Origin of the sequence: Microbacterium sp. 4R-513, assembly GCF_011046485.1 — a bacterium.
In the GTDB taxonomy this organism is placed as follows: Bacteria; Actinomycetota; Actinomycetes; order Actinomycetales; family Microbacteriaceae; genus Microbacterium.
Genome location: NZ_CP049256.1, coordinates 3,760,404 through 3,771,895 on the forward strand (window position 1 = coordinate 3,760,404; position 11,492 = coordinate 3,771,895).

Genomic DNA, 11,492 nt, shown 5'->3' on the forward strand with positions numbered 1-11,492 from the left:
ATGGAAACATGCGGCGGCCGGTCGCCCGGCGGCCCTTTAGGGTCGAATGGTGAAACCGTTCGTCCTTCTCGCCACCCGGGCCGAAGACCTCCCGGCCGACGAGGAGTACGCGCTCTTCCTGCGCTACACGGGGCTCGACGAGGGCTCGCTGCGTCGCGTGCGCCTCGAGTCCGAGGCCATGCCCGACTTCGACCTCGACGAGCTCTCCGGCATCTTCGTGGGCGGCGGGCCTTTCAACGCTTCGGACCCGCCCGAGAAGAAGTCGGCTGTTCAGCATCGCGTGGAGGCCGAGTTCGCGGCGCTCCTCGACCGAGTCGTCGCCCGTGACTTCCCGTTCCTCGGCGCGTGCTACGGCGTGGGAACGGTCGGCGCCTACCTGGGCGCGACGATCGACCGGACCTACACCGAGCCGATCAGTGTCGTGCCCGTGACGCTCACCGAGGGTGGCGCATCCGATCCGCTCCTAGCAGGGATGCCGCGGACCTTCGAGGCGTTCGTCGGCCACAAGGAGGCGATCTCGTGGCTGCCTGAGCGGGCCGTGCTGCTCGCGTCCTCCCCCACCTGCCCCGTCCAGATGTTCCGCGTCGGCCGGAACGTCTATGCGACGCAGTTCCACCCGGAGCTCGACGTCGAGGGCATCACGACGCGCATCCACGCGTACGCGTCCCACGGCTACTTCGCCGCCGACGAGCTGCAGCTGACGCTCGATGCGGTGCGGCGCGCTCCGGTGTCGCACCCGAGCCGGATGCTCGGCACTTTCGTGGAGCGCTACGCCCGGTAGGTCCGGGGTTCTCAGCCCTCGATGACGCGGGCGACGGATGCCTCGGCCACCGCCGGGTCGTCCGCCAGTCCGTCGCCCAGCCCGAGGTCGACGAGGACGATCTCGCCCACGAACTCCGGGCCGCGGCCGAGGGCCAGGCCGGCCTTCGCGGCCCCGAACGTGACGGTGACGGATGCTGGGAGCACCGCGTCGTCGGCCGTCGTGCCGTCGTCGGGCTGAAGGCCGCTCGGAAGGTCGACCGCGACGACTCGCGAATCGGCGGCCCGCACGGCCGGGAGGAGCGTCTCGACGACCTCGCGCGCGAGGCCGCGGAGCGCCGGATCGCTCGCCGCGCCGATGCCCAGGATTCCGTCGAGCACGAGGTCGTAGACAGGCTCGGCGTCGCGCACGTCGGTGAGCTGCACGAGCTCGGCACCCTCGGCGAGCGCGGTGGCGAGCGCCTTCTCGTGGACGCGCTTGCCGGTGGACAGGACGTGGACCTCCGCGCGCTGGAGAGCGGCCGCGGCGAACAGGGCGTCGCCGCCGTTGTCGCCGCTGCCCGCGAGCACGAGGACGCGCACGTCCTCTTCCGGGTGCTCGTCGAGCTCTTCGTCGACGAGTCCCTGCACGACGTGCGCGAGCGCCGCGGCCGCGCGGCGCATGAGCGGCTCGCCGGCCTCGAGCAGTGGCTGCTCGGCGGCGCGGACCTGGTCGGCGGTGTACGCCGGGACGGTGATGCGACCCGTGACGGTGTCGTCGCCGGTCTCAGGCATTCGCGCGCTCCTTCTCTTCGTCGGCCCGGGCGTGCTGAAGCTCTTCGGTCGCCACGCGGACGGATGCCTCGGCGCGCCGCACTCGCCGCTGCGCGAACGTCGATGCGCCGTGGCGCGCCTTGACCCGGTCGGCCTCCTCTTCGACGCCCGTGATGATGTACGCGCTCGCGATGAGGATGACCTGTGCCGAGAGGTTGAACCACAGGAGCAGCGCGATGAGCGACGCGAACGACGCGAGCAGCGGATTCGACGACGCTCCGCCCAGGAACAGTCCGGACAGCTGCTGCAGCACGATGAGCCCGAGGGCGCCGAAGAGCGATCCACTCCAGAGCGACCGGGCGGAGGGCTTGACCCCCGAGAGAGCGACGAAGAGCACCGCGATGGCCGCGGCATCCAGTGCGAACACCACCACGACCGTCACCGCTCGCGCCGCGAAGAGCCCCACGGGCTCATTCGCACCGACGCCGAACCATCCGAGGATGACGTTGACGCCCGCGGTGCCGAGGAAGGTGATCGCACCGGCGGCCGCGAGGCCCGCGCCGATGCCGATGGCGAGCGCGAGGTTGCGCAGGATCACCCAGACCCAGAAGACGTCGTCATGCACCTTGTCGGCGAGGATGTGGAGGGCCGTGCGGAGCGATCCGATCGCGCCGATCGCCGCGCCGATGAGTCCGATGAAGGCGATGACGCCGACGAACGTCAGGCCCGCGGGCGCCTGGATGTCCGCGGGGTCGATGAGGCCGTCCTCACCGAGGAGACCCGGGATCGCGGCGTTGACAGCGTCGATGAGCGCCTGCCACGCCGTCGGGTTGCCCGCGAGCCAGAGCGCTGCGAGCGAGAAGCCCAGGAGCACGCCCGCGAAGACGCTGAACAGCGTGCGGTACGTGACGCTGTCGGCGAGCATGGGGCCGCGGTGCTCGCTGTAGAGGAGCAGCGCCCGGACGGGTTTGGTGCTCAGCGCCCACGCGGTGACCCGCTGAATGAGGTTGCGGTCTTTCGGAACGGATGCCGCGGTCTCGGCCATGTCGTCAGGCTAACGGCGAGGCCCCCCTGCCCTCGCGGGCTTGACAGTCGCTTCCCGTTCTCACAGCCGCGAAACCGGCCTCCTCGCTTATGATTCAGGTGGGGGTTTGGGGACTCCCATGGACTTGGGGAGATCCAATGAGGGGACTCGCACAGACGCTTGTGCTGACCGGGGCCGTGCGTGCGGCCGAGATGTCGGCTGCGCTCGCCGAGGTGGGTGACGGCCCGGAGCTCAGAGAGCACCTCGTCAACGCGCACATCGCGACCGAGGCGCAGGTCGCTGAGGCCGTCGCGCTGCACACAGGCCATCGCTATGTCGAGCTCGCGAACATCCCGCTCGACCCGAACGTCGTGGCGCTCGTGCCCGGCAACATCTGCCGCAAGTACCAGCTGATCCCGCTCGACCGCCGGGGCGACCGGCTCGTGGTGGGCATCCTGGATCCCAACGACATCGTCGCGCTCGACGACGTCGCCAGTGTCACCGACCTCTTCGTCGAGCCGGTCGTCGTCGCGCGCGACGCGCTGGAGCAGATGTTCGAGCGCTTCCTGCGGTCGGACGAGGAGCTCAGCGAGCTGTCCATCGCGATCGAGGAGAACGTCGAGTCGACGTCCGAGTCGTTCACCGAGACGATCGAGGATCAGGACGCCGACGCCCCCGTCGTGCGGTTCGTCAACCTCCTGATCTCTCAGGCCATCAACGACCGCGCGAGCGACATCCACGTCGAGCCGGGCGAGAGCCAGCTGACCGTCCGGTACCGCATCGACGGCGTGCTGCACGAGATGCAGAAGGCCGACCGGTCGATCCAGGACGGCATCATCTCGCGCCTCAAGATCATGTCGTCGATCGACATCGCGGAGAAGCGCCGGCCCCAGGATGGGCGCCTCTCGGTGGCGCACGAGGGCCGGCAGGTCGACCTCCGCGTCGCGACGCTACCGACCGTGTGGGGCGAGAAGATCGTCATGCGCATCCTCGACAACACCGGTCAGCGGATGGCGATGTCGGACCTCCTGATGTCGCCGCGCAACCTCGACCGGTTTGAGGCCTCGATCTCGCGGCCGCACGGCATGGTGCTGGCGACGGGTCCGACCGGGTCGGGCAAGTCGACGACGCTGTACACCGCGCTCCGGGCCGTGGCTAACCCGAAGATCAACGTCATCACGGTCGAAGACCCGGTGGAGTACCGCATCGGCGGCATCAACCAGGTGCAGGTGAACAACAAGGCCGGGCTGACGTTCAGCAATGCCCTGCGGTCGATCCTGCGCTCCGACCCCGATGTCGTTCTCGTCGGCGAGATCCGCGACCACGAGACGGCCGTCATCTCCATCGAGGCGGCGCTCACCGGTCACCTCGTGCTGTCGACGCTGCACACGAACGACGCTCCGTCGGCTCTCACTCGCCTGACCGAGATCGGCTGCGAGCCGTTCCTCGTGGCGACGGCGCTCGAGGCCATCGTCGCCCAGCGTCTCGCCCGGCGGCTCTGCACGCGGTGCCGCGAGCCCTTCACCGAGCCGACCGACGTGCTGACGTCGCTCGGTTTTCCGCACGACCCGTCGGACCCGCCCCAGATCTTCCGCGCGGCCGGCTGCCCCGCCTGCTCGGGGACGGGCTACCGCGGTCGTGTCGCCCTGCACGAGGTCATGACGCTCACCGAGGAGCTCGAGCAGCTCGTCGTGACGCGCGCGACGGGCAGCGAGATGCGTCAGGTCGCGCTGCGGCAGGGCATGGTGTCGCTCCGTGAGGACGGCTTCAGCAAGGTCGCGCAGGGTCTCACGACCATCGAAGAGGTGCTGCGGGTCTCGGTGTAGAGGACGGCGCGGTCCTGGGGAGGGCGCTGCCTCTAAAGGGCACTGCCTCCGAAGGGCAGTTACGTCAGATGGCGCGTCCGCCAGGTGGCCCGTCCGTCAGAACGGCGCGTCCGCGGATTCCGCCGGCCGGAAGACGGGAACCCTGCGCTCCGGCTCCACGACATAGCGACGCCCCGTCGGAGAGATCCACTCGAGAGCACCACCGCTCCCCTCGATCTGGCGCACGGTCCAGCCACCGTGGTGCTTGATCGTGTGGTGACCCGTGCAGAGCGGGCAAAGGTTTCCGAGCGAGGTGTGACCGCCGTGCTGCCACGCGATCGAGTGGTCGACCTCGCATCTCGAGGCCGGGACGCTGCATCCCGGAGCCATGCATCGCTCGGCCCGCCACTTGACGAGCTTCGCCAGCCACGGAGGCGGCTCGTATCGATCGCGCGAGACCGAGAGCACCATTCCAGTCTCCGGATGGGTGAGGATGCGCATCATCGACCGGTCTTCCCCGGCCAGCTCGCGAGCCCGCTCGAGGGGAATCGGACCGACTCCCTCGACGGTCGGCGGCTGCCCCGTCGCCGCTGCCGCAGCCGCCGCGCCGTCCTTCAGGAGCGCGAGCGCCGGCACCGTCACGACGACCGTCGGCCTGATCCCCCGCGCCTGCTCGGGATGCAGGTTGGAACGTCCGTCGATGAGGAGGTCGCTCATCACATCGGCGCGAGTCTGGTCGAGCGTCCGCGTCTCGTCAGGCGTCGCTTTGATGACCTTGGCCATCCTCGTAATCCGACCGTGGATCGCCTGGATCTCGACCGCGGGGCCGAAGAGCATGAGCCACGCCATGCCGTCGTCCGCAGGCATGACGGCCGTACGGCGCTGCGACGCAGCAGCTTCGTGGCGCTCAGCGAGGGTGACGAATCGCGCAGACTCCACGAGGCTGCGGAGGCGCCGACGGAAGGTGCCGATCGGCTCGACTTCGGCGAGCGCGACAGCCCGAGCGACGAGATCATCGCGCAGCTCGGCCTCCGCCTCGTCGACGAGGTCCACCAGGATGCTCGCGTGCCGCTCCGTCATGCGCGCATGAGACAGAGAGTCGAGTACGGCCGGATACCGGTGCACCACTGCCTCAGCAAGTCGCAGCAGCTCCTCGGCTGCGTGCTCGGTGATCCGCAGCCCGGCGGCGAGCTCGAGCCGCACCGAGCGGTGTGCCACCTCGTTCAGCTGCCGCCCGAATCGCTCCGCCTCGGCGAGCGCCTCGCGTCGCATCGCATCGATCCGCGCGAGCCGCTGTGCGGCGAGGACGGACATCACGTCGGCCACTTCGACGACCAATGCAAGAGAGTCCGGAACATCGGGAATGAACCGCTCATCCAGCCAGTCGGGGGCTTGCGCCTCTCCCAAACGGCTCTCCGGTGGCATAGCACGAGCTTAGTACATATGTTCGACACCCGCAACAACAAGCGAGCGACGGGGTGGCGACATCCCCCGCGTCGCCACCCCGTCTTTCTCCCCCCAGAGAACTGCGCCCTACGCCTGCTTCGCGAGATCCCCGTAGAGCGTGAAGATGGGCAGGTAGAGCGAGATGACCATGGCACCGATGATGATGCCGAGGCCCACGATGAGGACGGGCTCGATCGTCGCCGAGAGCTGCGAGGTCGCCGTCTCGACCTCGTCCTCGTAGAAGTCCGCGATGCTCGCGAGCATCTCCGACAGCGTTCCCGACTCCTCGCCCACCGCGACCATCTGCGGGACCATCGTCGGGAACACGCCCGCCTTGGCCAGCGGCCCGGAGAACGAGCGCCCCTGTCGCACGGAGTCCTGGATGTCGTGCACGGCCCGCTCGACCGCCCAGTTGTTCGAGGCCTGGCCCACGATCGCGAGCGCCTGGATGATCGGCACACCGGCGTCGAGCATCATCGAGAGGTTGCGGCTGAACCGCGCCACAGCCATCTTCGTGAAGACCTTGCCGAAGATGGGCATCTTGAGCTTGAAGGGGTCGATGACCCTCCTCACGCTCTCCTTATTCCGGTTGCGGAGCCACCACACCCAGGCGACGCCGACCACGACGATGAGGAGCGGCAGAATCCACCACATGTTGCGCGAGATCGTCACGAGGATCTGCGTCGGCAGCGGAAGCGAAGTGCCGAGCCCCGCGAACATGTTCTCGAACACCGGTACGACGAAGGTCACCATCGCCAGCACGCCGATGATGGCGATGATGAGGACGATCGTCGGGTAGGTGACGGCAGCGCGGATCTTGTTCTGGAGCTCGGACTCCTTCTGATAGTTCTCGGCGAGCGACATCATCGCCCGCGAGAGGAATCCACCCGTCTCGCCCACCCGCACGATGCTGATCATGAGAGGCGGGAAGATCTCGGGATGCCGCGACAGTGCCTGCGAGAACGACGAGCCGCTCTCGACATCCGCCTGCACCTTCACGAGGGCGGGCTGCAGCCGCTTGTCCTCCGTCTGCTCGATGAGGATCGAGAGGGTCCGCATGAGCGGAAGGCCCGCGTTCAGCAGACCCGCCATCTGCCGCGTGAAAATGGCGAGCGACTTGGCCTTGACCGTCCCGCCGAGGCCCGGGATCTTGATCTCGCGGTTGAGACCGGTCTTGGAGAGCGGCGAGATCTCGAGGGGCGTGAGGCCCTGAGCGCGCAGCTTGCCGGTCACCGCCGACTCGCTGGATGCCTCCATCGAGCCCTTGATGACGCTGCCGCCGCGCGGGTCGACCGCGCGGTACGTGAATTCCTGAACGATCGCCATGATCAGATCCCCTGGTACTGACGTTCGCCGGCGTGCATCGACCACGCCTCGGCATCGAGGTCGCGCGGCCGCACATGCACGCCGTCGAGGTACTTCGGATCGACCGCGAACATCCGGGCGACGTGTGCCGCGATGACGCCCTCCTCGACGAGTCGCCGGAGGTCTTGATCCAATGTGTGCATGCCCACCTGCGCACCGGCCTGCATCGCCGTGTAGAGCTGCGCGACCTGGCCCTCACGGATGAGGTTCGCAACCGCCGGCGTGTTGATGAGCACTTCAGTCGCGATCGTCCGGCCGCCCGTCTGCGCGAGCGGCATGAGCGTCTGGCTGATAATGCCCTGGAGGGTGTCGCCGAGCTGCGTCCGGATCTGCTGCTGCTGATCGGCGGGGAACACATCGACGATGCGGTTCACGCTCTTCGCCGCGCCCTGCGTGTGCAGGGTTGAGAGAACGAGGTGGCCCGTCTCCGCCGCGGAGAGCGCCGTCTGAATCGACTCCGGGTCGCGAAGCTCGCCGATGAGGATGACATCGGGGTCCTGGCGCAGCACGCGGCGCAGGGCCTCGGCGAACGATCCCGTGTCGGCTCCCACCTCGCGCTGGTGGATCAGGGACCTCTTGCTCTCGTGATGGAATTCGATCGGATCTTCGATCGCGATCACGTGCGCCGGCAGCGTGTTGTTGATGATGTCGACCATCGCTGTCAGGGTCGTCGACTTGCCCGAGCCCGTCGGACCCGTGAGCAGCACGAGGCCTCTCGGCTTGAGCGCCAGGTCGCGCGCGATGGCGGGCGCCCCCAGCTCTTCGAGGGTGAAAACGCGCTGCGGGATGAAACGGAGGGCGACAGCAATCGATCCGAGCTGGCGGAACACGTTGACGCGGAAGCGCCCGAGGCCTTCGGACGCGTGCGCGAGATCCACCTCGTGGCGTTCGTCGAACTCGTCGCGCTGCGCAGGCGCCATGAGTCCGAACGCGGCCGACTCCACCCAGAGGGCGGAGAGCGGGTCGGTGTATCCGGGGATCGGCACAAGGTCGCCGTCGACGCGCATGAGCGGCGGAGCTTCGGCCGTCAGGTGGACATCGGATGCGTCGTACCGGGAGGCCGCGAGCAGCAGCCCATCGAGTGCACTCGGGCTCATGATCAGCCCTCCTTCGGCATGACGAAGGTGAGCGCTGACACGGTCACGTCGAAGCCCGTGCCGGTCGGAGAGACGGTCGTCTTCACCTGGCCGAGCAGTCGGGGTCCGCCTCGCAGCTCGTCGAGGAATGCGACGACCTGGTCGATCGAGTCCGCCGTCACGTTGATCGAGAAGTCGACCTGAGTGCGACCGGCGGGCGCTGCCGCGGTGCCATCCGCGGCGACAGCACCCTGGGCGCCATCCGCAGCCGCCGGAGTAGAGGCATCCGTGGGTGCGGGCGTCGCCGCCGGATCGGCGGTCGCGGCATCCGGAGCGGGCGCTGCTTCGGCGGCTTGCGCTGTCTCGTCGATCGTCGTCGCACCGGTGCGCTCGACGAACGCGACGGCGTCGCCGGCGGTGATCCCCGTGATCGAGACACCCGCTCGTTCCGCCGCGGTGGCGACCAGTTCGAAGACGTCGTCGAGGTCGTTCGCCGGCGTGATCTGCGTCTGCAGCCCCGCGACCGAGGCCTCGATGTCGTCGAGCTGCTTCTGCTGCTCGGTGAGACTGTCGACCTGGGCTTGATACATAGCGTTCGTGTTCGCGACGGTCGCGGTCTGGCCGACGACGTCCAGCGCCTGGAAGCCGACGGGAACTGCCACGAGGAAGATGCCGAGTGCGAGCACCGCCACCATGACGACGACGCCGATGAGGTTGATGAGCGACCGAGGCATCACTCGCCGCCTTCCTGCGTCGCGAACTGTCCGGAGTAGATGGACTGGTCGAACGCGATGTCGAGTTCGTAGACGTAGGAGCCGACCGTCTGCTGACCCGTCGACAGCGAACGGCCGTCGACCGACGACACGCCTGCCAGGCCGCGGATGCCGCGCACCGTGGCCGGCAGGTCGATCGGCGTGGGGCTCTCGAGCGTGAGCGTGCCGGTGAGACCGATCTCCGTCGCCGGGTCGGCGGTCTGCGGCACTCCGCCGCTCACGACATCGAACCCGACCAGGGTGACGTCGGGCGGCAGCGCGCTGCGGATGGACGCCACGATCGGGGACCACGCGAAGTCGCCGCCCATCGCATCGGAGCGGAATGACTGCAGCTCCTGCTCCGTCGCGAGCGCGCCGCTGACGTCGGACAGGCCCGCGAGCTCCGAGGTGAGGAGGTTCGTCTGCGCCTGCTGCGCCGCGAGCTGCTGGTCGGCGAGGAGTTTGAGCGCGAAGGCGCCCATGATGATGAGGACGGCCGCGACGACTGCCGCGAGCACACCCCAGACCCAGCCGCGGGCGAGAGAGGCGCGGCGACGACGCTCGATCTCGACCGGCGGCATGAGGTTGACGCGCGGCACGCCGGCGAACGCCAGCGCGGGTGCTGTGCGGGCCATCAGTTCCCCTCCCCGAGCAGGATGCCGAGCGTGCTGACGGCGTTGAACGCAAGCTCTTCGGGGAGAGCGAGCCCGCTGCTGATCTTCACGACATCGGCGACGTGGATGCCTCGCACCGGAACGTCGAAGGCGCGGGTGAGCGACTCGGACACCCCGTGCGCGAGGAAGCCGGCGCCGCTCACCGCCACCGCCGAGATGCGCGGGGCGCCGGGCCGGTTCGTGAAGAACGACACCGTGCTGCGGATGCGGCTGACGAGGTCGGCGACCGAGGGATCCCCGGCACCGCCCGTCCGCAGCGCGGCCCGCGTGCGCGTGACGCTGGCCGGCATGGGGGGCACGGTCTCTAGGGCGAACTCCTCGACCGGCACGTCGACGAGAGAGTTGAGCGCTTCGTCGCGTCGCCGCACGGCGGCCGTCGCGACGTCGGCGGGAAGGATGCGCACGAAGTGCGGCACCCCGTCGGTGGCGATCACGACGTGCGATGTGTGGTCGCCGACGTGGATCATCGCGATCGTGTCGCCCGCGACGGCGATGCGCTTGGCCACCCGCGCGAGACCGAACGGCACGAGGTCGACCGCCCGGGTCTTGAGCTTCGCGCGGTCGGTCGTGGCGATGAGCTGTTCGATCGTCTCGGCCACGGCCGCGACGAGGAGTCCCGACACCTGGTCGCCGATCTGCGACACCGGGTAGAAGTCCAGCACCGCCTGATTGGCGGGCACGGGCAGGAGGTCCTGCACTTGGTACGGAAGCGCCTGACGGAGCATCTCGGGCGCCATCGCCTGCGTCGTGTACTCGCGCACGAGGATCCGGCGGCTTCCCACACCGAGCGTCACCTCACGCCCCTTGAACGCGAAGGTCGACCACAACTGCCGCAGCGCCATCGCCACGACATCCCGATCGATCACCTCCGAGTCCCGCGCCGCCTCCTCCGGCAGCGCGATCTCGCCCGCCGCGACGAGGACGGGAGTCTTGCCACGCCGTATCTCTACGGCACGCACACTCTCTTCTGTTATCTCCAGGCCGACCACTGTCGATGCCATGTTTCCCTCTCCCCTGCCTGCTCAGAGTCCGAGCAGGCTGACGTACCAGGCGCCGAGCGCCTGCCCCATAAAGATTCCGACCCATGCTCCGGCGAGCATCCACGGGCCGAAAGGAATCGCTGAGCGCCGCCCGGCGCGGCGCACAGCGATGAGTGCGAGTCCGAACAGTCCGCCGAGCACGAAGGCTGCGAACGCCCCGACGGCGAGGGCTCCCCAGCCCAGCCACCCGAGATAGAGACCGACGACGCCGGCCAGCTTGACGTCTCCGCCGCCCATTCCGTCGGGACGGATGAGGCGGATGACGAAATAGAAGCCGTAGAGGATCGCCATGCCGATGACGGCCGTCAGCAGCCGGCCCCAGTCCGCGCCCAGCACGCAGGCTGCCGTGAGCAGAACGCCGGCGACGACGTAGCTCGGCAGGACGATCGCGTTCGGAAGGCGGTGTGTGTCGAGGTCGATCAGCGTCAGCACGACGCTGATCGCCGCGAAGTAGAGGAACGCGACCAGCACCGCATACGTCGCCGGGAGGGGTGCGGTGCTGGTCGCGAGTGTGAGCCAGGCGACGAGCGCGAAGAAGACGCCCGTGATCGCCTCGACGATCGGATACCGCGGCGAGATGCCCTTCCCGCACGACGCGCAGCGCCCGCGCAGGATGAGCCACCCGCCGACGGGCACGTTGTGCCACGGCTTGATGGCCGCATCGCAGTGGGGGCACCGGCTCTCGCGCGCGAGCGGCATGCCGGCGGGCACGCGCACGGCCACGACGTTCAGGAAGGAGCCGATGATGAGGCCCAGAATGCCTGAGACGACGACGGTGAAGGGGACGAGGACGGCCAC

Annotated in this window: 11 protein-coding genes; 2 read left to right on the forward strand and 9 right to left on the reverse strand. The window is 68.8% G+C overall.

Translation table 11 applies throughout. The annotated features are described in order from the left end of the window. Positions 1-49 precede the first annotated feature (49 nt). The gene (locus G5T42_RS16805) at positions 50-781 is read left to right on the forward strand and encodes a glutamine amidotransferase (protein WP_165129890.1); all 732 of its coding nucleotides are present in this window, start codon (positions 50-52) and stop codon (positions 779-781) included. 11 nt (positions 782-792) lie between these two features. Here the strand turns inward: G5T42_RS16805 and G5T42_RS16810 are convergent, their stop codons facing one another. Together G5T42_RS16810 and G5T42_RS16815 are read right to left on the reverse strand one after the other, a co-directional pair. Continuing rightward, a complete protein-coding gene (locus G5T42_RS16810; protein WP_165129891.1) occupies positions 793-1,533 on the reverse strand; it encodes an NAD(P)H-hydrate epimerase in 741 nt (246 codons plus the stop codon). Next, positions 1,526-2,557, reverse strand: coding sequence for a YihY/virulence factor BrkB family protein (locus tag G5T42_RS16815; RefSeq protein WP_165129892.1), 1,032 nt, complete (start codon positions 2,555-2,557; stop codon positions 1,526-1,528). The genes G5T42_RS16810 and G5T42_RS16815 overlap by 8 nt, the downstream gene beginning before the upstream one ends. Positions 2,558-2,694: 137 nt before the next feature. On the opposite strand from G5T42_RS16815, the gene G5T42_RS16820 reads away from it, so the two are divergent. Further along, complete coding sequence (locus G5T42_RS16820) at positions 2,695-4,362, forward strand: ATPase, T2SS/T4P/T4SS family (RefSeq protein WP_165129893.1); 1,668 nt, start codon at positions 2,695-2,697, stop codon at positions 4,360-4,362. A gap of 96 nt (positions 4,363-4,458) precedes the next feature. Here the strand turns inward: G5T42_RS16820 and G5T42_RS16825 are convergent, their stop codons facing one another. From G5T42_RS16825 to G5T42_RS16855, 7 genes are all read right to left on the reverse strand, one after another. After that, positions 4,459-5,679, reverse strand: a complete 1,221-nt coding sequence (locus G5T42_RS16825; RefSeq protein ID WP_241245877.1) for an HNH endonuclease signature motif containing protein — start codon at positions 5,677-5,679, stop codon at positions 4,459-4,461. A gap of 195 nt (positions 5,680-5,874) precedes the next feature. Beyond that, complete coding sequence (locus G5T42_RS16830) at positions 5,875-7,113, reverse strand: type II secretion system F family protein (RefSeq protein WP_165129895.1); 1,239 nt, start codon at positions 7,111-7,113, stop codon at positions 5,875-5,877. 2 nt (positions 7,114-7,115) lie between these two features. Further along, complete coding sequence (locus G5T42_RS16835; protein WP_165129896.1) at positions 7,116-8,249, reverse strand: type IV pilus twitching motility protein PilT; 1,134 nt, start codon at positions 8,247-8,249, stop codon at positions 7,116-7,118. A gap of 2 nt (positions 8,250-8,251) precedes the next feature. Beyond that, positions 8,252-8,962, reverse strand: a complete 711-nt coding sequence (locus G5T42_RS16840) for a hypothetical protein (RefSeq protein ID WP_165129897.1) — start codon at positions 8,960-8,962, stop codon at positions 8,252-8,254. Continuing rightward, positions 8,962-9,615, reverse strand: coding sequence for a hypothetical protein (locus tag G5T42_RS16845; protein WP_165129898.1), 654 nt, complete (start codon positions 9,613-9,615; stop codon positions 8,962-8,964). Before G5T42_RS16845 ends, G5T42_RS16840 begins: the two co-directional genes overlap by 1 nt. Continuing rightward, on the reverse strand, positions 9,615-10,655 hold the full coding sequence (gene pilM / locus G5T42_RS16850) for a pilus assembly protein PilM (protein WP_165129899.1): 1,041 nt from the start codon (positions 10,653-10,655) through the stop codon (positions 9,615-9,617). Before pilM ends, G5T42_RS16845 begins: the two co-directional genes overlap by 1 nt. 21 nt (positions 10,656-10,676) lie before the next feature. After that, a complete protein-coding gene (locus G5T42_RS16855; protein WP_165129900.1) occupies positions 10,677-11,492 on the reverse strand; it encodes an A24 family peptidase in 816 nt (271 codons plus the stop codon).

Bases quoted from the DNA above. Each gene is read 5' to 3' on its own strand.
- G5T42_RS16835 (WP_165129896.1), bottom strand. From the start codon at position 8,249: ATGAGCCCGAGTGCACTCGATGGGCTGCTGCTCGCGGCCTCCCGGTAC.
- G5T42_RS16815 (WP_165129892.1), bottom strand. From the start codon at position 2,557: ATGGCCGAGACCGCGGCATCCGTTCCGAAAGACCGCAACCTCATTCAG.
- G5T42_RS16830 (WP_165129895.1), bottom strand. From the start codon at position 7,113: ATGGCGATCGTTCAGGAATTCACGTACCGCGCGGTCGACCCGCGCGGC.
- G5T42_RS16810 (WP_165129891.1), bottom strand. From the start codon at position 1,533: ATGCCTGAGACCGGCGACGACACCGTCACGGGTCGCATCACCGTCCCG.
- pilM (WP_165129899.1), bottom strand. From the start codon at position 10,655: ATGGCATCGACAGTGGTCGGCCTGGAGATAACAGAAGAGAGTGTGCGT.
- G5T42_RS16845 (WP_165129898.1), bottom strand. From the start codon at position 9,615: ATGGCCCGCACAGCACCCGCGCTGGCGTTCGCCGGCGTGCCGCGCGTC.
- G5T42_RS16840 (WP_165129897.1), bottom strand. From the start codon at position 8,962: ATGCCTCGGTCGCTCATCAACCTCATCGGCGTCGTCGTCATGGTGGCG.
- G5T42_RS16820 (WP_165129893.1), top strand. From the start codon at position 2,695: ATGAGGGGACTCGCACAGACGCTTGTGCTGACCGGGGCCGTGCGTGCG.